Consider the following 18,129-nt stretch of genomic DNA (forward strand, 5'->3'; position numbering starts at 1 on the left):
CGAGAACCATGAGAAAGGCAGAGCCATGAATTTCCGGACATTTGCCGCCTTTGTTGGCCCCTCTGTCTTTATGATGCTTCTCTTTATCGCGTTCCCGTTGGTCAGCGTGTTCAAGCAGAGCTTTTACATCACCCAACCCGTCTATGAGACGGTCGAAGTTGAAACCTGCACCCCTGGCTTCCTGACCCAGACTTGCGTGACCGAGTTGAAATCACAGCCCAAGCTGGATGAGCATGGCGAGGTGATCACCCAGACCGAATATGTCGGCCTGCAAAGCTATCGCAATGTGCTGGAGCCTGAACGCGCGTGGCGTGCGATCACCGAGGGCAACTGGTCGGTCCTGTCCACGATCAACTTCTGGAAGGCGCTGCGGTTCACGCTGACCTTCACGCTGATCACGCTGCCTCTGGTCATCGGGTTCGGGCTGGGCATCGCGGTTCTGATCAACAACGCCGCGGGGTCGATCCGCGGGCCGGTCATCTTCATCTCGCTGTTGCCCTTCATCATCACGCCGGTGATCGGCGCACTGTCGATCAACTGGCTGTTCCGTGGGGACGGCATTCTGACGGCGTTGCTGGAATGGTGGTTGAACCGCGACATCGCCCTGTTCGCGCAGGCGTGGACGATTGAAATACTGATGATGTTCTACCGTGTCTGGCACGTGGCCCCGTTTGCGGCCGTGGTGTTCTATGCCGGGCTTCAGACCGTCAATCAGGACAGTCTGGAAAGCGCCGTGATCGACGGAGCGACCCGCTGGCAGCGCATGAAGTACATCGTCATTCCGCATCTGATGCCGCTGATCATCTTCGTGTCGATGATCCACCTGATGGACGCCTACCGGGTGTTCGAAGAGATCGTCGGTTTCTCCAGCCAGGCTTACGTCATCTCACTGCAATGGCTGACCTTCGACTTCCTCGTGCCGGATCAGGCGGGCAACCGGTCGATCAGCCGGGCCTCGGCCAGCGCGATGCTGACCATGATCGGGATCGTCCTTCTGCTGATCCTGCCGCTGCGCCGCACCTGGCGCGACCATAAAGGAGGCCACTGATATGTCCTCGCGCGCGCTTCGCCAACCTCTCAGCCTGCGGCTGACCTCGAACATCTTCCTCGCGTTCTGGTGCCTTGTCGCCGCCTTCCCGATTGTCTGGATCGCGATCATGAGCGTCAAATCCCCTGTGGATGCCTATGACAGCAACGCGCTGAACGTGATCTTTGGCCCCGCGACGCTGGCCACAGGCAACGGGTTGTCGGTTCTGGATATCATCCTTGGCATCGCAGTGATCTGGGGCGCGGCCATGGTCGTGACCAAAGTGCTGCCCGCGAAGATCAAGGAACACACGTCACCGGGCCAGGAATGGTTCGGTTGGGTGGTCGGAGTGCTTGTCGCGCTGATCGCCTTCCTGCTGGTGTTCTTTGTCGTCTTGCCTGCGGTTCTGAATGTGCTGAACCCGCTGTTCGGTCCCCTGGGTCGCGACGTACTGGGCATGACTACTGAACACTATAAAACCGTCTGGGTCGATCGGGGCTTTTCCAACAACTTCAAGAACTCGCTGATCGTGACCGCCGGGGTTGTGACCGTATCGCTGACCGTAGGCACGCTGGCCGGTTATGGTCTGGCGCGGTCGGGCTCGACACTGGCCTTCTGGATCCTGCTGATCGCGCTGATCTTCCGCGCGCTGCCCCATTCGGTTCTGGTTGCGGGCTATCTGCCGGTCTTCATCAACTCGGCCGAATGGCTGGCGCCTATTCTGGGTGAAAATGCACCGACGCTCTATGGCAAGCCTTTCGCCGTGATCGCGGTGCTGGTGGCGATCAACCAGCCGTTCACGATCTGGATGCTGCGCTCGTTCTTCCAGAACATTCCGGCCGAACTGGACGAGGCTGCACGGGTTGATGGCTGCAACCACTTTCAGGCTTTCCGCCGCGTGATCATGCCGGTGATGTGGCCGGGGGTGATCACGACCGGGCTGTTCAGCTTCCTGCTGGCATATAACGACTTTCTTGTGACCTCGCTGCTGCTTGATGCACAGAACCAGACGATGGTCCCCGCCATTGCGGGCATGTTCAACCGCGAGACAACGACGACCGATCAGGTGGTCGCTGTGGCCGCTGCGGTGTCGATCATCGCCCCGCTGTTCTTCCTTGTGATGATCTTCCAACGCCAAATCGTTAGTGGCCTGACCGCTGGCGCAGTAAAAGGATAAAGAAATGAAGGGTTCCCGCCCGGAACAAGCCGTTCTGACCCGTGATACGGACATGTCCAAAACGGATGAAACGCGCCGCGTGATCGAGACGATGGTGGACGGTCTAAATGACCACCGCATTGATGATATCGGCGAGTTCTTCTCGCAAGGATTCCGCTGGTTGGGCAATCAGGGCTGTGGCACCAAGACTGGCCTGAAAGAGTTTCAGGACAACTGGCAGCGCCCGTTCCAGGCGGCGTTTTCCGACAAGACCTGCATTGATGAGGCGCGTCTTTACATGGGCGAATGGGCCGCTGCCTTTGGCCGGCAGGAGGCCACGCATTCCGGCGAGTTTCTGGGCATCGCCCCCACCGGCAAGCGGGTTGAAATCCGGTATATGGATTTTTGGAAAGTTGTCGATGGCAAGATTGTCGACAACTGGGTGAATGTTGATTTCGCCCATGTGGCCGCGCAGCTGGGGGTCGATCTGTTCAATGGTGAGGGCTGGGAAGCCTATGACCGGGGTGAGAAGACCGCCCCTCGCCCCGACAAGTAAGGATCAGGATTATGGCAATCGAGTATCTCAAACGCGGCAAATCCGACGCTGACCGGGCCGAGGATGACGCCAAGACCCGCGCCGTGGTCGAGGCCACGCTAAAAGACATCGAAACCCGGGGCGACGCCGCCGTGCGCGACCTGAGCGAGAAGTTCGACAATTACTCGCCCGCCTCGTTCCGCCTGTCGCAGGAGCAGATCGACGAGCTGATCGGCCAACTGACCGAGCGCGAGCTGGACGATATCAAATTCGCGCAGGAACAGGTGCGCAACTTTGCGCAGGCGCAGCGCGACTCGATGCTGGATATCGAGGTTGAAACCCTGCCCGGCGTCATTCTGGGTCACAAAAACATCCCCGTACAATCGGTGGGCTGCTATGTGCCCGGCGGCAAGTTCCCGATGGTGGCTTCGGCTCATATGTCGGTGGCGACAGCCAGCGTGGCGGGTGTGCCAAGGATCATCGCCTGCACACCTCCGTTTCAGGGTAAACCGAACCCGGCAGTGATCGCCGCCATGCATCTGGGCGGCGCGCACGAGATTTACGTCATGGGCGGCATTCAGGCCATCGGCGCGATGGCGCTGGGGACCGAAACCATCGACCCGGTTCACATGCTGGTCGGCCCCGGCAATGCCTTTGTGGCCGAGGCCAAGCGCCAGCTGTTCGGTCGCGTGGGCATCGACCTATTCGCAGGTCCTACCGAGACCATGGTGATCGCAGATGAGACTGCAGCGGATGCAGAGCTTTGCGCCACCGACCTGCTGGGTCAGGCCGAGCATGGCTATAACAGCCCCTGCGTGTTGCTGACCAATTCGCGCAAGCTGGCCGAGGATACTTTGGCCGAAGTCGACCGCCTGCTGGGTATCCTGCCCACCGCAGACACCGCGAAAGTGTCGTGGGAAGAATATGGCGAGGTGATCGTCTGCGACACCTATGACGAGATGCTGCAGGTCGCCGACGATATCGCCTCTGAGCATGTGCAGGTCATGACCGACCGCGATGACTGGTTCCTTGAGAACATGACCTGCTACGGTGCGCTGTTCCTTGGGCCGCGCACCAATGTGTCGAACGGGGACAAGGTAATTGGCACTAACCACACACTGCCCACCAAAAAGGCCGGGCGCTATACCGGCGGGCTTTGGGTGGGTAAATACCTGAAAACACACAGCTATCAGAAAGTTCTGACCGATGAGGCGGCGACGCTGATCGGCGAATATGGCTCGCGCCTGTGTATGCTGGAAGGCTTCGTAGGCCATGCCGAGCAATGCAACGTCCGCGTCCGCCGCTATGGCGGGATCAACGTGCCCTATGGCGAGGCGGCCCCCTATCGGGACGCCGCCGAATGAGTGATATTCATACGCAGCATAAAGCCCTGATCGCGCCGGTCAGGGCGGCTATGTATGACTTTACCGAAACGGGTGTGCGGCAGGCGCTGGCCAGGGTCAGCGCCCCGGACGCCCTGTTTCGGTTGTGCCATCCGTTTGGCGACAGCACCGGCAGCGATGCCTTCTACGACACCGCCTTTAAGGGTCTGTTGGACGCATGGCCAGATTTGGAACGGCGCGACTACATCGTCATGGCCGGGCCGGATGAACACGGCGCGGATTGGGTCGGTTGCGGCGGCTATTATACCGGTACCTTCACCGGGCCGTGGTTGGAGATTCCTCCGACCGGCCATCAGGTGACAATGCGGTTCCATGAATTCTATCGCTTCCGCGACCGCAAGATCGTCGAGATGCAGGCGCTGTGGGACATCCCCGAAGTGATGATGCAGGCCAACGCCTGGCCCATGGCCCCCAGTCTTGGGCATGAATGGCATGTGCCGGGCCCCGCGACGCAGGATGGTCTGGTGCCGGGGCCATATGATGCCGATAAAGGCCAGCAGACATGCCAGCACATCATCGACATGCTGGATCACCTCAAGAAACACCCATCAGAAGGTGGGCCAGAAGTGATGGAGATGGAAAAGTTCTGGCATCCCCGCATGAACTGGTACGGCCCGGCTGGGATCGGAACCGGGCGCGGCTATGCTGGGTTTCGCAACTGGCACCAGATTCCGTTTCTAAACGGGATGCCGGATCGCGGGAAGTATGTGGATGACATCACCTATCACTTCTTCGGCGATGGCGACTACGCCGCCGTCACCGGCTGGCCGAACATGATCCAGACGGTAACTCATGACGGCTGGATGGGGATTGCGCCCTCGGGCCAGCGGATCACAATGCGCAGCCTTGATTTCTGGCGGCTCGAGAATGGCCTCATCCGCGAAAACTGGGTTCTGGTCGATCTTCTGGACGCTTATCGCCAACTGGGAGTTGACGTGTTCGCCCGTCTGCGGGAATTCAACAAGGCCCGGAATATGGGCCGAATTGAAATACCGGATGGAATGAGCTGATGAAAGACCTGCCCCGCACCCCCTCGTTTTCGCTAAGCGGTAAAACCGCGCTTGTTACCGGTGCTTCCTCGGGTATTGGTCAGGGCTGCGCCGTGGCACTGGCAGAGGCCGGGGCGCATGTGGTCTGTGCCGCGCGCGGGGCGGATCGGCTGGCTGAGACCGTCGCCGCACTGCAGGCGCAGGGCTGGTCGGCCGAGGCTGCGGTGGTGGATCAGGGCGACTTGCAGGCGCTGAAACAGCTGTTCGAAGGCCGTACTTATGACGTGGTCGTCAATTCCGCCGGAACCGCCCGCCACAGCCCGGCTGTCGAGACCACGCCTGAAGATTTCGACGCAGTTACCAGCGTCAATCTGCGTTCGGCCTATTTCCTGTCGTCCTATGCGGCCAAGGCGCTGCTGGCGGCGGACAGGCCGGGGTCGATCATTCATATCTCAAGCCAGATGGGCCATGTGGGCGGCGTGGACCGGGCGCTCTATTGCGCCACCAAACACGGGCTTGAGGGCATGGTCAAAGCGATGTCGATCGAATGGGGCAAACAGCGCATCCGCATCAATACGGTCTGCCCGACTTTCATCCGCACGCCACTGACACAATCCACGTTTGATAACCCCGAACGCGCCGCGTGGATCATGGACAAGATCAAGCTGGATCGCGTGGGAGAGGTCGAAGATATCATGGGTGCCGTAACCTATCTGGCCTCGGACGCTTCGGCGCTGGTGACGGGCACCTCGATGTTGATTGACGGGGGGTGGACGGCGGACTGATGCGCTATGACGACAAGGATATCAGCATTCAACGCCGTCTACGGGATGCGATCCTTGATGCTATCGTCGAAGAAGGCAAAACGATGATCTATCGACCCTCTGCCGGGATGGCGAATGAAGAACCGCATCACTTTTGGGGGCGTTTTGGCCCGATCTTGGACGAATACGGATTGAAACAGATCGACAAAGACTCTGTTCGGGATGATGCGCAGCAACGGATCGGTAAACTGAACGAACCCGATGCCGATACGGTGCATCAGCTATTTGTTCAGTTTCTGGGCGAGCGCCCCGGAAGCCAACTGCCGGACACCCGGGGTGACTTTCAAGTACCGGACAGTCTGCGTGGGGTCATGGATGCCTGTTGCGATTTGACCTTTGCGGTTCCTACGATCTCGCGCGGTTTTCGTTGGACCGAGCGGGTTGCCCCCGTCATGCGTGACGCAAAACGTTGGGACCATGAAGGTGTGTCCAAGCAGGACGAAAGCCAGGCTATGGTTTCCGAATTTCGTGCGCAACGTGAACAGCGCGGTCGTGCGTTTGTAAAAACAGCTCCGATGCATGCGATAGACGGTCTTCGGGACATAGCAAAAACCGAAGGTTCAATGGCGGCATTGCAATCCCTGAATCAATACCATGATGGCAATGCATGGTTGAGCATTCACGACCCGACCGTACCGCGCGGTATGCCGACGATGGGGCTAGATGCTGGGATGATATTGCTGGCTGCACTTTTCAGAGAGAAACCGGATGGTTGAAAAGGTCACATCCCTGCAGGTTGCGCAACTGGCCGGTGTCAGCCAGTCAGCGGTCAGCCGGGTTTTCACGCCCGGTGCATCCGTCAGCAAAAAGACCGAAGACAAAGTGCGCAAGGCGGCTGCTGAGCTGGGATACAGGCCCAATGTTCTGGCCCGCGCCATGGTGTCAGGCAAAAGCCGGATCATCGGTTTGGTGGTGGGGTATCTCGAGAATTACTTCTACCCCGAGGCGCTTGAGAAGCTCTCAAACGCGCTGCAGGAACAGGGCTATCACGTGCTGATCTTCATGGCCTCACGCTCGGCCGGGAATATTGACGACGTGATGGATGAAATACTGGACTATCAGGTCGATGGGGTCGTTCTGGCCTCGGTTCCAATGTCGTCGGATATCGCCACGCGCTGTCAGCAGGCCGGCGTTCCGGTGGTGCTGTTCAACCGCACGCAGGATCTTGACGGGATCACCACGGTGGCCTCGGACAACTATGCGGGCGGGCGCAAAGTGGCCGAGTTTCTGCTGGCCGGAGGGCATAAGCGCATTGCTTATGTTGCGGGCTGGCAGGGCGCCTCGACGCAGCGCGACCGCGAGGCGGGGTTCCGCGCGGCATTGGCTGAAGGCGGGCAGGATGTGTTCGCCCATGATGTCGGAGATTTCCATACTGAGAACGCCCGCGCCGCCGCCCGCCGGATGTTTGATGTTGCCCCCGGCAAACGGCCCGACGCGGTATTTGTGGCCAATGATCACATGGCTTTGGCGGTGATGGACGTGATCCGCTTTGAACTGGGCCTGCGCGTGCCCGAGGATGTCTCGGTCATCGGTTATGACGACGTGCCGCCCGCCGGGTGGCCCGCCTATAACCTGACGACCATCCGTCAGCGCGCCAATCTGATGGTGGCTGAAACCGTCACCGCATTGCTTGACCATATCGACACCCCGGCCACGGCCAAACCGCGGAAAGTGGCCATTGACGGGCCGCTGATCGTGCGGACCTCGGCGCGTTTGCCGAAGGGGTGGAAACCACAAAGGACTGAGACATGAAGGGCTTTGATCCGAAATTCCGGGATTTTCCGGACTACATTATCGGCATCACCAAAGAGATTTGGGAGGATCGCGGCATCGCGACCCTGCACGAGTATTACGGCAAGGATATCGTCGTGCGGATGCCGGGCAGTGTCTCGACCGGCAATCAGGGTGTTATCGGCGCGACCATGGCGACACTGGCCGAGTTCCCCGACCGTACCCTGCTGGGCGAGGATGTGATCTGGTCCGGCACGCCTGAGGATGGGATGCTGTCGAGCCACCGCATCATGTCCACTGCCACGCACCTGGGCGATGGCGCGTTCGGCAGGGCGACCGGGTCCAAGCTGCGCTATCGCATTCTGGCCGACTGCCATGCCCGCAACAATGCCATCGACGATGAATGGCTGATCCGCGACAATGGCGCGATCGTCCGGCAGATGGGGTGGGAGCCCAAGGAATTTGCCCGCGACCTGATCGCGCGTGAGGGCGGGGCCGAGGCATGCGTCAAACCTCTCACCCCGGCCAATGATCTAGACGGGCCGTACAAAGGGCGGGGCAATGACAACGAATGGGGCCAGCGCCATGCTGACCTGCTGACCCGGATGATGGGCGCGGATATGGGGGCGGTTGAACGCGACTATGATCGTGCCGTGCAAAGTGAATATCCCGGTGGGGCTACCGGCCACGGGCGCGACTCGGTGGACCGGTTCTGGATGTCTCTGCGTGCCGCGCTGCCCAATGCGACGTTTACTATTCATCACCAGATCGGTCGCGAGGATGCCAACATGCCGCCCCGCTCGGCCATTCGTTGGAGCTTGCATGGCAAACATGATGGCTGGGGGGCGTTTGGCGTGCCCACCGGGGCGGACCTGTATGTGATGGGCATCAGCCACGCCGAATGGGGCGAGTTGATCGGCGGCGATATCCGCCTGCGCCGCGAATGGACCCTGTTCGATGAAACGGCGATCTGGAAGCAGCTTATTCTGGCGACCGGAGACCTGTGATGCCAACCTGCCTCGAGCCCAGCGAACAGGCGCGGCGGTATCATTGCCACCGCGCCGCGCTGCGGGCGCGCCGGCTGAACAATCACCCTCCTGGGGCGACGGGTTAACCCCCATCGCAACACAACCCCATTAGGAGATTACCATGAGCACCATCCAACAACGCATCGTCCGCTACGGCGAGTTGCAACCCTGCAAAACCGCTTTTATCGACGCCCATACGCCGGGTAGCGATCAGAAAGAGAACTTTACCATCGTCGGAGGCGGCGTCTCTGAAAGCCCCGATCAGCATGTCCATATCACCGACAAGATCGGTTTTAACATCGGTGCGGCAGGCCAGCCTCCGAAATGCCGAAATTCACTGCACAGCCACACTACGGCCGAGGTGTTCTTTGTCGCCAAAGGGCGCTGGCGGTTCTTCTGGGGGCGTTATGGCACGGCGGGTGAGTTCATCGCCGAAGAGGGCGATATCTTCGACATTCCCACCGGTATCTTTCGCGGGTTCGAAAATGTGGGTCAGGACTACGGGATGATCATGTCGATCCTGGGCGGTGACGATGCCGGGGGCGGTGTCACATGGGCCCCGCAAGTGATCGAGGATGCGCAGGCGCATGGTTTGATGCTGGGTGACAATGGCGTGCTGTACGACAGCAAGAAAGGGCAAGAGCTGCCCCACAACGTGCGCCCTATGCCTTTGCTGACCGAGGAAGAGCTGAAAGCCTATCCCGAGGTGCCGGTCGAGGATGTGGTCGGCAAATACGTTGCGCGGTATTGGGACTTGATGGCGCTGTCGGCCAAAAAACCGGCAGTGGTGATAGGCGAGAACGGATGGATCAAGGACAAACCCGGCTTCGAAGTCGATTTCCTGGGCCGCGGATCGTGTGTGCCGGACGCGGTCACAAGCGACAAACCCGTGGTTCTGATGCCGGCCAGTGGGCATTGGCGGATTGCTGTAGATGACCATGAGACGACATTGTCCGTGGGCGACACCGCTCTGGTTCTGCCGGGCGAATCCTATAGTGTTGTGCCATCCATGACCGGGCAGGCTGGCCTGTACCGGATTACCGCAACCAATGATCCGGCCGGAGCAACCTGGACAGGATGACCGCAGACCCGCAGGATACCCATGCTGTCTACGAACGGCAGGCGACAGAGTATGACAAACGTCGTTCCAAAGCTCTGTTCGAAGCGCGCTGGTTGGCGCGCTTCACGGGCAGTCTTAAACCGGGTGATCACGTGTTGGATCTGGGGTGCGGAACAGGTGACCCCATCGCCCGTTGGTTCATGGCCGAAGGGTTTGACGTCACGGGCGTCGACTTTTCCAAAGCCATGCTGGCCATCGCCCGGGACCGGTGGCCAGACGGAGACTGGCTGCATTCCGATATGCGGGATTTCGATCTGGGTCGTCAGTTCGATGGTATTATCGCATGGAACAGCTTTTTTCACCTGACGGCCGCGGAGCAAAAAGCCTGTATCGCCCGCATGGCGCGCCACTTGCGATCTGGTGGGATGCTGATGTTGACGGTCGGTCCGCGCGCAGGCGAGGCAAGCGGTACAGTCGGCGCAGAAACGGTCTACCACGCGTCTCTTTCGCCCGCCGGATACGCCGGGTGCCTTGAGGACAACGGGCTTCAGATGACCGGATTTCTGGCCGAGGATCCGGAAACGCAAAGCCACACAGTGTTGATGGCGCGAAAACTTTAAGGAGGCTAAAGATGCCCGTAAAAACCACGCATGTCGGGTCTTTGCCACGTAAGCAAGAAGTCGTGGACTTTATCTTTGCCCGTGAAAATGGCGAACCTTATGACGCAGCAGCCTTTGATGCCTGCATGGCGGGCGCCGTCGACGAGACTGTCCGCCAACAAGCCGACGCTGGTATAGACGTTGTCAGCGACGGAGAGACGTCGAAGATTTCCTATGCGACTTATGTCAAAGATCGCTATACCGGGTTTTCCGGAGACAGCCCGCGCAATGCGCCGGCGGATCTCAAGATGTTCCCAAGCTTTCTGCAGCGGCTGGCCGATGATGGCGGCACCCCTAAATATGCGCGACCCATGTGTACGGGCGAGGTCCGTTCGAAGGGGCAAGGTGAATTGCAGAAAGATATCGCCAACCTCAAGGCGGCCATGGCGCGGCACGATGTTGGTCAGGGTTTCATGAATGCTGCGTCACCGGGTGTGATCTCGCTGTTTCTGCAAAATGATTTCTACCCAACGCGCGAGGCTTATCTGGCCGCATTGGCAGATGCCATGAAAGAGGAATACGAAACCATTGTCGCGGCGGGTTTGGACATTCAGCTGGATTGCCCCGACCTTGCCCTGTCCCGCCACATGTTGTTCACGGACCTGTCGGATGACGAATTTCTCAAGATCGCGGATATGCATGTCGAGGCCCTGAACCATGCGCTGCAAAACGTGCCGCAGGACCGGGTGCGAGTGCATATCTGCTGGGGGAATTACGAAGGCCCGCATTGTTGCGATATCGCGATGGACAAGGTGTTCAGCACCCTGATGGCAACAAAATCGCGCTATGTGCTATTTGAGACGTCGAACCCGCGCCATGCGCATGAGTGGACAGTGTTCCGTGATCGTAAAGCTGAGATTCCCGATGACAAGGTTCTGGTCCCTGGAGTGGTCGACACCACCACCAATTTCATTGAACACCCCGAGCTTGTGGCGCAACGGATTGAACGCTTTACCGGTATTGTCGGTGAGGATCGGGTTATCGCAGGCAGCGATTGCGGTTTTGGAACGTTTGCGGGATTCGGCGCGATTGATCCGCAGATCGCCTATGCCAAGCTAGAGGCGCTGGCCCAGGGGGCAGAGCTGGCCCGCGCATGACACCGTTGATTCTGTTACCGGGCATGATGTGCGATGCGCGGCTTTTCGGCCCGCAGATTGACGCGTTGTCCGGCAAGGTACCGATGATGACCTTTCCCCTGTGTCAGCACGACAGCGTGCAGGAACTGGCAGCGGATATCCTGCGCAACGCGCCACCCGTATTTGCACTGGCGGGTTTGTCGATGGGCGGGATTGTTGCCATGGAGGTTCTGCGTCAGGCCCCCGAGCGTATTGAACGCCTGGCCTTGCTGGACACGAACCCGATGGCCGAGCTGCCCGATGTCAAAGCCCGCCGTGCTCCGCAGATGGACGCGGTGCGCGAAGGGCGGCTGTGGCATGTAATGCGAGACGAAATGAAACCCAACTATCTTGCAGACGGGCCGCGTCAGGGGGCTGTTCTGGATTTGTGCATGGAGATGGCAACTGGTCTGGGCCCTCAAGTCTTTCTGCGTCAATCGCAAGCCTTGATGGACCGACCCGATCAACGTGCAACCTTGGCTGCCTATACCGGACCCGCGCTGGTTCTTTGCGGTCAAGAGGACGGGTTGTGCCCGGTCGAGCGCCACCAGTTGATGCACGATCTACTGCCAAACAGCGTACTGTACGTCATTGATGGGGCTGGTCACCTGCCCACATTGGAGAAACCAAACGAAACAACGGCGGCTTTGGCGCGCTGGTTGGAGGACATATGACACCATCCCTTTTGTCACTGTTGCGCAAAGTGGATACGCCCACTGTCTGCAACGCCGTAGAAGTCGCTCAGGGTAAGCGAGGATTTGACAGATTTACGCGCGGTACCATGATGTGTTCGGCCCCGAATGAGCCTGCAATCGTGGGCTATGCGCGCACGGCAAAAATTGCAGCGGTTGCTCCCCCGACCGAGGAGCCCGACGTTATCCGTGCCAGACGCATGGACTATTACAAATACATGGCTGAAGGCCCCGCGCCCTCGGTCGCTGTGATAGAAGATGTGGATTACCCCGACTGCATCGGCGCCTATTGGGGCGAGATTAACACCACCATTCACAAAGGGTTTGGCATGTCAGGGGCGTTGACCAATGGCGTAATGCGCGATCTTGGTGATCTGCCAGACGGATTCCCGGTTGTTGCAGGCTCAGTTGGTCCAAGCCATGGTTTCGTCCATGTACGCGATCTGGACACGCCGGTCTCGGTATTTGGCATGACGGTATATCCGGGTGACTTGATCCATGCAGATCGACACGGCGCATTGGTCATTCCAAAGGATATCGTCGATCAGCTGGAAGGCGCGATCCAAAAGCTGCTGACGACGGAGCGTATCATTCTGGACGCCGCCACCCAGCCGGGTTTTGATTTCGACGCGTTCGAAACCGCATGGACGGCCTTCGAAAAAGCAAGGGTCTGAACCCGGACTGCCGTGTTTTAAAGCTGCGAACCGATCGGTAAAATGGCCAGAACACCCGAGACTATGTGATCCCACGCCGATCCTGTCGGCTCGGCGTCATATCGCAGGACAGTGCCGTCCTGTTGCCGGGTTGTCCAAACCAGTTTGCCAGCCTCTTCAAGTGTCACGTTGTACGTGTACGCGGGCAGCGCCTCGTCCAGCGCGCCCATTGTCCGAACCGCCAAGTCGGGCGAATCGATCAGGATGCCCATCTCAGTGTTGATGTTGACGGATCTGGGATCCCAATTGAACGACCCGACGAAAACGTAGCGATCATCAATGGTGAATGCCTTGGAATGCAGACCCGAACGGGATTGTGCCCAGTTAATACCGCGTTGTTGAACCTGATAGGCATCCGGGCGCAGCTCGTACAGCTCGACGCCGGCGCGCAACAGGGCGCGGCGCTTTTTGGCGTAATGGGCATAGACCGGCGCCACGTCGTTTGACGCCAGCGAATTGGTGACGACCTTGATATCGACACCGCGGTTTTCCAGCTCGGACATCCATGCAACCCCTTTGCTTCGAGGCACAAAATACGCCGAGATGATGTTGACCTCGTTTTTTGCTGTCTCAAAATAGGGCAACAATTGCGACGCGAGTATCTGTTCGGGATCATCCGCGCCGGCTGCTTTGGATGGAGGGTCGGCGTATAGCCGGGCCTGAACCCAATCAACCGACAATGCGTTGCCGGCAAAGGTCTCTTGCGCTGACCTGCGCAGGGCGTTGCCATAAGGCGTATCGCGCGCCTCGTCGACAAGGTCATTCAGCCGGTCGCGTGCCTCGTTCAGTGAAAAGCCCTGGTGTTCATCAATCACCACAGCGGCTGGAACGGCGAATTCACTGTTCCAGTAGGTATCGAAACTGTCCGAGACCTGACGGACCACTGGGCCAGTGGCCAGCACATCCAGATCCGCATAGTTCATTTCCTCGCGGGCCAGAAAATACTCGGCACCGATATTGCGCCCACCTACAATGGTGAATGTATTGTCTGCGGTCATCGACTTGTTATGCATCCGACGGTTGATGCGTTTAAAGTCGGTCAGACCGGCGATCAGTAGGCTTTGATCTCGCCAGAACGGGTTGAACAGCCTGATCTCGATATTCTCATGCAGATCAAGGGCGGCAGTCATCGCATCGTATCCGGACGTGTCCATATCGTCCAACAACAGGCGCACGCGGACACCCCGGTCCGCAGCACGCAACAGGCTTGCAGCAAACAGATGCCCGGTCGGATCGTCGTGTAGCAGATAGTATTGCGCATCAATCGCTTGCTCTGCCGCTGCCGCCATCAGCAGCCGAATGACCAGCGCCTGTTCCCCATCGCTGACAAGTCGTACGCCCGATCGCCCGTCGCCGGGATCGCCCAACCTTCTGGCCGCGCGGTAAAGCTGGCTTGTCGGTTCGGCGGCGACGGATCGCGTCACCGTCTTTTCATAGGTCCGGGACGTGGGCGCGCATGCAGCAAGGACCAGCGCCCAGCAGACATGAACCATGATGATCCATGACTTCATGAGTTTTTTCCGATCTTCATACTGACAGTGACGCTCTAAACGGGCTGTTTTTCAAGGTTGTTGTTTTGAATCCCTGCAAATTGCCTGCGGCTGCGGTTCGATTGCAGATGCCGTTAGGTCCGTTCTTCAGGGATCTCTGTCAGATTTGTGATTGTTGAACTCATCGGGTTCTGATCATCTGCGATCTGAAAAAATATGCTCAGCCGATGGAAAGACGCGGATATGAAATTGGAATTCCACCATATCAACTTTGTCTCGCAAGATGTGGATCGTCTCCACGATTTTTACACGGGCGTTCTGGGGTTGGATGACATCCCGATCCAAAATTTCCCACGATCCGAGGATACGAAGGACCGGGGCTATAGCGGCAAGATCCGCTTTGCGACCGATGGGCAGATGCAGATGCACCTGGCCGAGAAAGACCTCGGCGTCGCCTTTAAGCATGGCGAAACGATAAACCCGGTCGAACGCGGCCACATCGCTTTTAGAACCGATGATATTGCGGCCTTCATGAAGCTGCTGGACGACAACGGTATTCCCTATTCGGATTATGGAACTGCCTTTGCCAAAGAATGGCATCAGGTGTTCTTTCACGACCCCGAAGGCAACGTCATCGAAGTCCATCAGGCGGTCTGAGTTTGGGTCTTAGGATGTGGCCTCCTCGAACCGGTGCCGGGTGGCGTCGAGATGGGATTGCATCGCTGCGCGGGCTTTGCGGCGGTCGCGCTCCAGAACCGCCTGAATGATCTGCAGGTGATCTGAGGTCGCGGTCAGGTGATGGTGAATCTGATCTTCCAGCGGCCAAAGGTAGTGGTGGTTGAAGATCATCGAGATCGCGTCCTGAAACCCCACGATCAGCCGATTGTCGGCATGTGCGTTCAGAAACCGATGAAACTTGGTATCCAGGGCTGGGAAATCCAAGTCAGCGAAATCGGAGTGCGCCGAAATCTCGAGATGATCCTGTTTCAACCTGATGAGCCCGCCCCAGAACGGGTCATTCTCGGGGATCTGGCAGAGCTTCTCGACTGCTCTGCTTTCGAACATCACGCGGACCTCATGCAGCTCTAACGCGTATTTTCTGGTGACGCCTTCCAAAACCCATCTGCGGTGGTGGTCCTTGCGGACGAACCCGAACCGGCTGAGCCCGATCAGAAATTCGCGCATGGTCTGGACCGAAACGTTGAGCTGTCGCGCCAGAAGCCTCTCGTTCAGCAGCGCGCCCGGACCGATATCCTCGCTTCGGATCATTTGCATGAATGTGGCCTCCAAGGCATCGCGCATGTCCATGGTTTCGCTGGCGGCGAAATAATCCCGCCGCTGAGGGACCCGAAGCAATTGCCGGTCTGGCCCGGCCTGCGTCAGTATCCCTGCTTTTTCCAACCTGTTCAGAATTGCGCGCGCGGTTGTTCTGCTGACATCCAATTGTCGCGCGATCGCCGAGATGTTCTGGATGCTGGGATTGGCGACCAAAGCGTCCAGCATGGCATTATAGGCGGCTTTGAAAACGCGATCTGGGCGTGCCATGACCATGTTCCTGATGTTCAATAAGATGTTTTTAATAGGGTTAAAGACATTTGAGCGCAAGTCGCCGACGGAATATGATCCGGGCAACCTGCGCTGAACATCTGCCACGCATTTGGTGCCGTGGCGAGCGCGGGGCGCAATGACATCACTGATTCAGGACACCCGAAAATGACGTCGAACACTTATGTGCCCAGCGCGACACGCTATGCGGAGATGACCTATAACTATTGCGGCAACAGCGGTCTGAAACTGCCCGCGATCTCGCTTGGGCTGTGGCATAACTTTGGTGCTGACCGGCCTCATCAGTTGAAACAACAACTTTGTCGAACGGCATTTGACCTGGGGATCACGCATTTTGATCTGGCCAACAATTATGGCCCGCCTGCGGGCAGCGCTGAAGAGGCGTTTGGTGAAATCCTGAAAAATGATTTTGCCGGTTACAGGGATGAATTGGTGATCTCGTCCAAAGCCGGATATGACATGTGGCCAGGCCCTTACGGCGAATGGGGCAGCCGGAAATACCTGATCGCGTCCTGTGACCAAAGCCTTCGGCGGATGGGTCTTGATTATGTGGATATCTTCTATTCGCATCGGTTTGATCCGAACACGCCGCTCGAGGAAACCATGGGCGCGCTGGATCAGATCGTACGCTCTGGCAAGGCGCTTTATGTGGGGATTTCGTCCTATAATTCCCAACGCACGCGCGAGGCTGCGGCGATCCTGAAGGACCTTGGCACGCCCTGCATCATTCATCAGCCCAGCTACAACATGATTAACCGGTGGGTTGAGACGGACGGGCTGAAGGCCACGCTGCAAGAGTTGGGGATCGGGTCGATCGCGTTCACCCCTCTGGCGCAGGGGATGTTGACCGGCAAGTATCTGAGCGGCGTGCCCGAAGGCAGCCGAGCAACCGAAGACAAATCACTGAACCCCGATCTGCTGACCGAAAGCACGATCGAGAACCTGCGCAATCTGGATGCGATTGCCAAGATGCGCGGTCAGACGCTGGCGCAGATGGCGATTGCCTGGGTGTTGCGCGATGGCGGGATCACCACGGCGTTGATCGGTGCATCCCGCAGTGAACAGATCGTCGACTGCGTCGGGGCGCTGAACAATATTGAATTCACGGCCGATGAACTGGACGAAATCGACCGCTATTCTCAGAATGGCGAGGTCAACCTTTGGGCTCAATCCTCGGACAGCTAAGTCCAAACGCCGGATCAGAAAAGGACTGAACATGAACAAACCCGTTATCGGATTCATTGGCGTTGGGCTGATGGGTCATGGCATGGCCAAAAACATCGTCGAAAAAGGATACCCCCTTGTTGTAATGGGGCATCGCAACCGACAACCCGTCGAAGATCTTGTGCAGCGTGGTGCGACCGAAGTCACCTCGGCGCGTGAAATGGCCGAGGCCTGCGATATCATCCATTTGTGCGTCTCGGGCAGCCCGCAGGTCGAACAGCTGATCCGTGGCGAAAACGGTATCCTGGCCTCGGGCAAACAAGGGTTGGTGGTTGTTGATTGTTCGACATCGGATCCCGTGTCGACCTTGCAACTTGTGCAAGAGCTGCGGGCTGCGGGCATGGATCTTGCAGACGCACCTTTGGGCCGAACTCCGAAAGAGGCCGAGGCCGGAACGCTGGATACAATGGTCGGCGCATCGCCCGAAACCTTGGCGCGCATCAAACCGGTACTGGAATGTTGGGCCGGTCTGGTCGTGCACATGGGTGAGGTCGGGATGGGTCACAAGATGAAGCTGGTCAACAACTTCGTCGCCATGGGCTATGCTGTTCTGTATTCCGAGGCGCTGGCCGTTGCCCGCAAGGCCGGGCTGACCGTTGAACAGGTGGATTCTGTTCTGCGTCCCAGCCGCCTGTCCAACGGGTTCTACGATACATTCATGAAATGGACGCTCGAAGGGGACGAAAACGCCCATCGCTTTGCCATCACGAACGCGCATAAAGACATGCGATATGTCGCGAACCTGGCCAATAGTATCGGCGCGGTCACGCCGGTACAGGCGACTCTGCGTAACGCGTTTGCGGCGATGGAGGCTGCAGGTCGGGGTGATGACTATGTACCCATGCTGGCTGATTTCGTTGCGGAAACCAATGGTCTGACCACGGACAAATCCAAAGCTTAGGGCTGTACGCGCGGTT

Annotated in this window: 19 protein-coding genes; 17 read left to right on the plus strand and 2 right to left on the minus strand. The window is 58.5% G+C overall.

All coding sequences use genetic code 11. The annotated features are described in order from the left end of the window. The first annotated feature begins 25 nt into the window (after positions 1-25). The 14 genes from ABWV79_RS14865 (at position 26) to ABWV79_RS14930 (ending at position 12,893) form a co-directional block, all read left to right on the plus strand. The gene (locus ABWV79_RS14865; RefSeq protein ID WP_170356002.1) at positions 26-1,048 is read left to right on the plus strand and encodes a carbohydrate ABC transporter permease; all 1,023 of its coding nucleotides are present in this window, start codon (positions 26-28) and stop codon (positions 1,046-1,048) included. Position 1,049: 1 nt separating this feature from the next. Then, a complete protein-coding gene (locus ABWV79_RS14870; protein ID WP_353392824.1) occupies positions 1,050-2,204 on the plus strand; it encodes a carbohydrate ABC transporter permease in 1,155 nt (384 codons plus the stop codon). A gap of 4 nt (positions 2,205-2,208) precedes the next feature. Continuing rightward, positions 2,209-2,739, plus strand: coding sequence for an ester cyclase (locus tag ABWV79_RS14875; RefSeq protein ID WP_170755243.1), 531 nt, complete (start codon positions 2,209-2,211; stop codon positions 2,737-2,739). A gap of 11 nt (positions 2,740-2,750) precedes the next feature. Beyond that, a complete protein-coding gene (hisD, locus tag ABWV79_RS14880) occupies positions 2,751-4,082 on the plus strand; it encodes a histidinol dehydrogenase (RefSeq protein ID WP_353392826.1) in 1,332 nt (443 codons plus the stop codon). Then, entirely contained in the window at positions 4,079-5,131 is a 1,053-nt protein-coding gene (locus ABWV79_RS14885; protein ID WP_353392827.1) for an ester cyclase, read from the plus strand. The genes hisD and ABWV79_RS14885 overlap by 4 nt, the downstream gene beginning before the upstream one ends. Continuing rightward, positions 5,131-5,895, plus strand: coding sequence for an SDR family NAD(P)-dependent oxidoreductase (locus tag ABWV79_RS14890; protein ID WP_353392828.1), 765 nt, complete (start codon positions 5,131-5,133; stop codon positions 5,893-5,895). Before ABWV79_RS14885 ends, ABWV79_RS14890 begins: the two co-directional genes overlap by 1 nt. Further along, positions 5,895-6,650: a hypothetical protein gene (locus tag ABWV79_RS14895; protein WP_170356010.1), complete on the plus strand. Its 756-nt coding sequence runs from the start codon at positions 5,895-5,897 to the stop codon at positions 6,648-6,650. The genes ABWV79_RS14890 and ABWV79_RS14895 overlap by 1 nt, the downstream gene beginning before the upstream one ends. After that, the gene (locus tag ABWV79_RS14900; RefSeq protein WP_353392829.1) at positions 6,643-7,686 is read left to right on the plus strand and encodes a LacI family DNA-binding transcriptional regulator; all 1,044 of its coding nucleotides are present in this window, start codon (positions 6,643-6,645) and stop codon (positions 7,684-7,686) included. Before ABWV79_RS14895 ends, ABWV79_RS14900 begins: the two co-directional genes overlap by 8 nt. Next, a complete protein-coding gene (locus ABWV79_RS14905) occupies positions 7,683-8,672 on the plus strand; it encodes a nuclear transport factor 2 family protein (RefSeq protein WP_353392831.1) in 990 nt (329 codons plus the stop codon). The genes ABWV79_RS14900 and ABWV79_RS14905 overlap by 4 nt, the downstream gene beginning before the upstream one ends. 142 nt (positions 8,673-8,814) lie before the next feature. After that, the gene (locus ABWV79_RS14910) at positions 8,815-9,774 is read left to right on the plus strand and encodes a cupin domain-containing protein (RefSeq protein ID WP_353392833.1); all 960 of its coding nucleotides are present in this window, start codon (positions 8,815-8,817) and stop codon (positions 9,772-9,774) included. Then, positions 9,771-10,373, plus strand: coding sequence for a class I SAM-dependent methyltransferase (locus ABWV79_RS14915; RefSeq protein WP_353392835.1), 603 nt, complete (start codon positions 9,771-9,773; stop codon positions 10,371-10,373). Before ABWV79_RS14910 ends, ABWV79_RS14915 begins: the two co-directional genes overlap by 4 nt. A gap of 11 nt (positions 10,374-10,384) precedes the next feature. Then, on the plus strand, positions 10,385-11,509 hold the full coding sequence (locus tag ABWV79_RS14920) for a cobalamin-independent methionine synthase II family protein (RefSeq protein WP_353392836.1): 1,125 nt from the start codon (positions 10,385-10,387) through the stop codon (positions 11,507-11,509). Continuing rightward, positions 11,506-12,201 carry an alpha/beta fold hydrolase gene (locus ABWV79_RS14925; RefSeq protein WP_353392838.1) on the plus strand — a complete coding sequence of 232 codons (696 nt, stop codon included), beginning with the start codon at positions 11,506-11,508 and terminating at the stop codon, positions 12,199-12,201. Before ABWV79_RS14920 ends, ABWV79_RS14925 begins: the two co-directional genes overlap by 4 nt. Continuing rightward, positions 12,198-12,893, plus strand: coding sequence for an RraA family protein (locus ABWV79_RS14930; RefSeq protein WP_353392840.1), 696 nt, complete (start codon positions 12,198-12,200; stop codon positions 12,891-12,893). The genes ABWV79_RS14925 and ABWV79_RS14930 overlap by 4 nt, the downstream gene beginning before the upstream one ends. Before the next feature lie 17 nt (positions 12,894-12,910). On the opposite strand, the gene ABWV79_RS14935 is transcribed toward ABWV79_RS14930, so the two are convergent. After that, on the minus strand, positions 12,911-14,443 hold the full coding sequence (locus ABWV79_RS14935) for a phospholipase D family protein (RefSeq protein ID WP_353392841.1): 1,533 nt from the start codon (positions 14,441-14,443) through the stop codon (positions 12,911-12,913). Positions 14,444-14,665: 222 nt separating this feature from the next. Between ABWV79_RS14935 and ABWV79_RS14940 the strand changes: the two genes are divergently transcribed. Further along, the gene (locus ABWV79_RS14940; RefSeq protein ID WP_353392843.1) at positions 14,666-15,079 is read left to right on the plus strand and encodes a VOC family protein; all 414 of its coding nucleotides are present in this window, start codon (positions 14,666-14,668) and stop codon (positions 15,077-15,079) included. A 9-nt stretch (positions 15,080-15,088) separates the two neighbouring features. Here ABWV79_RS14940 and ABWV79_RS14945 read toward each other — a convergent pair whose 3' ends face one another. Beyond that, positions 15,089-15,967: an FCD domain-containing protein gene (locus tag ABWV79_RS14945; protein ID WP_353392845.1), complete on the minus strand. Its 879-nt coding sequence runs from the start codon at positions 15,965-15,967 to the stop codon at positions 15,089-15,091. Positions 15,968-16,135: 168 nt separating this feature from the next. On the opposite strand from ABWV79_RS14945, the gene mgrA reads away from it, so the two are divergent. Then, complete coding sequence (mgrA, locus tag ABWV79_RS14950; RefSeq protein ID WP_353392847.1) at positions 16,136-17,173, plus strand: L-glyceraldehyde 3-phosphate reductase; 1,038 nt, start codon at positions 16,136-16,138, stop codon at positions 17,171-17,173. Beyond that, a complete protein-coding gene (locus ABWV79_RS14955) occupies positions 17,133-18,113 on the plus strand; it encodes an NAD(P)-dependent oxidoreductase (protein ID WP_353392849.1) in 981 nt (326 codons plus the stop codon). The genes mgrA and ABWV79_RS14955 overlap by 41 nt, the downstream gene beginning before the upstream one ends. Positions 18,114-18,129 lie beyond the last annotated feature (16 nt).

This window comes from Ruegeria sp. HU-ET01832 (genome assembly GCF_040371315.1).
GTDB classification, from domain to species: domain Bacteria; phylum Pseudomonadota; class Alphaproteobacteria; order Rhodobacterales; family Rhodobacteraceae; genus Ruegeria; species Ruegeria lacuscaerulensis_A.

What these genes read in the sequence shown, in the direction of transcription:
- ABWV79_RS14865 (WP_170356002.1), top strand. Translation starts at nt 26, where the DNA reads ATGAATTTCCGGACATTTGCCGCCTTTGTTGGCCCCTCTGTCTTTATG.
- ABWV79_RS14870 (WP_353392824.1), top strand. Translation starts at nt 1,050, where the DNA reads ATGTCCTCGCGCGCGCTTCGCCAACCTCTCAGCCTGCGGCTGACCTCG.
- ABWV79_RS14875 (WP_170755243.1), top strand. Translation starts at nt 2,209, where the DNA reads ATGAAGGGTTCCCGCCCGGAACAAGCCGTTCTGACCCGTGATACGGAC.
- hisD (WP_353392826.1), top strand. Translation starts at nt 2,751, where the DNA reads ATGGCAATCGAGTATCTCAAACGCGGCAAATCCGACGCTGACCGGGCC.
- ABWV79_RS14885 (WP_353392827.1), top strand. Translation starts at nt 4,079, where the DNA reads ATGAGTGATATTCATACGCAGCATAAAGCCCTGATCGCGCCGGTCAGG.
- ABWV79_RS14890 (WP_353392828.1), top strand. Translation starts at nt 5,131, where the DNA reads ATGAAAGACCTGCCCCGCACCCCCTCGTTTTCGCTAAGCGGTAAAACC.
- ABWV79_RS14895 (WP_170356010.1), top strand. Translation starts at nt 5,895, where the DNA reads ATGCGCTATGACGACAAGGATATCAGCATTCAACGCCGTCTACGGGAT.
- ABWV79_RS14900 (WP_353392829.1), top strand. Translation starts at nt 6,643, where the DNA reads ATGGTTGAAAAGGTCACATCCCTGCAGGTTGCGCAACTGGCCGGTGTC.
- ABWV79_RS14905 (WP_353392831.1), top strand. Translation starts at nt 7,683, where the DNA reads ATGAAGGGCTTTGATCCGAAATTCCGGGATTTTCCGGACTACATTATC.
- ABWV79_RS14910 (WP_353392833.1), top strand. Translation starts at nt 8,815, where the DNA reads ATGAGCACCATCCAACAACGCATCGTCCGCTACGGCGAGTTGCAACCC.
- ABWV79_RS14915 (WP_353392835.1), top strand. Translation starts at nt 9,771, where the DNA reads ATGACCGCAGACCCGCAGGATACCCATGCTGTCTACGAACGGCAGGCG.
- ABWV79_RS14920 (WP_353392836.1), top strand. Translation starts at nt 10,385, where the DNA reads ATGCCCGTAAAAACCACGCATGTCGGGTCTTTGCCACGTAAGCAAGAA.
- ABWV79_RS14925 (WP_353392838.1), top strand. Translation starts at nt 11,506, where the DNA reads ATGACACCGTTGATTCTGTTACCGGGCATGATGTGCGATGCGCGGCTT.
- ABWV79_RS14930 (WP_353392840.1), top strand. Translation starts at nt 12,198, where the DNA reads ATGACACCATCCCTTTTGTCACTGTTGCGCAAAGTGGATACGCCCACT.
- ABWV79_RS14935 (WP_353392841.1), bottom strand. Translation starts at nt 14,443, where the DNA reads ATGAAGTCATGGATCATCATGGTTCATGTCTGCTGGGCGCTGGTCCTT.
- ABWV79_RS14940 (WP_353392843.1), top strand. Translation starts at nt 14,666, where the DNA reads ATGAAATTGGAATTCCACCATATCAACTTTGTCTCGCAAGATGTGGAT.
- ABWV79_RS14945 (WP_353392845.1), bottom strand. Translation starts at nt 15,967, where the DNA reads ATGGCACGCCCAGATCGCGTTTTCAAAGCCGCCTATAATGCCATGCTG.
- mgrA (WP_353392847.1), top strand. Translation starts at nt 16,136, where the DNA reads ATGACGTCGAACACTTATGTGCCCAGCGCGACACGCTATGCGGAGATG.
- ABWV79_RS14955 (WP_353392849.1), top strand. Translation starts at nt 17,133, where the DNA reads ATGGCGAGGTCAACCTTTGGGCTCAATCCTCGGACAGCTAAGTCCAAA.